Source organism: Novacetimonas hansenii JCM 7643 (assembly GCF_000964405.1).
In the GTDB taxonomy this organism is placed as follows: Bacteria; Pseudomonadota; Alphaproteobacteria; order Acetobacterales; family Acetobacteraceae; genus Novacetimonas; species Novacetimonas hansenii.
Map to the genome: position 1 here is coordinate 1 of NZ_BANE01000110.1, position 749 is coordinate 749.

Below are 749 nucleotides of genomic sequence, written 5' to 3' on the forward strand. Positions count from 1 at the left end.
GCCGCCCCCCGGACCGCCGCCGCCGCCACCACCGGGGCCACCGGGTTGCCTGCCGCCGCCGAAACCGCCGCCACGGCCACCACCAAAACCGCCACCTGGGCCACCACGGCCACGCCCACGATCGCCATAGGACGGATAACCACCATAATAATCACGCGTGTAATAGCCGCCATAACCGCCATACCCGCTGTAATAATCATATCCGCCGTAATAATTGCCGCCGTACCCGCCCGGCCCACCCGGACCGACACACGCGCACAACGCGCCAGCCATTGCCAGCACCGGCACAAGTCTGATGGGTTTCATATTACTGTCTTTCCACTGTCGATCCTGTTTCATCACAATCATCCGCCAGAACCCGGATCAGAACAAGGCGCGGGGATGACCATCCTATGGCACGTCCCCCCATTCCCCACCGCATCCGCCTCCGGCCCGGCGGGCAGGCGATCAGGAAACGGAAAGAGTACCCACCCATTCAATAACAAAGCGTATGCATGGCAAGACGCCACCTGAAAAGGCAGGGCCGCGCCACTGAAATCATCAAGGTTCCCGGTCAATCTTTTTTCAAAAATCCTTGGGAAACTTCGTATTCTGAAAAAATCACATCAGATGGAAACGTTCCCGATTGACACAAAAACCCGATCCTGCCGCCCCCCCCTTGGGAAACCCGTCAATTCCGGTGCCTATACCTGCCTATTTCATTCATTAAGAGACTGTTTGAAAAGTCAGGCGCGATAACATCCTGAAAT

General features: G+C 57.3%; 1 protein-coding gene. It reads right to left on the reverse strand.

Features of this window, described 5'->3' with window-relative positions; translation table 11 throughout:
* On the reverse strand, window positions 1-306 hold a 306-nt coding region (locus B7G66_RS18185), incomplete at its 3' end, for a hypothetical protein (protein ID WP_200146822.1).
* Window positions 307-749: the final 443 nt, after the last annotated feature.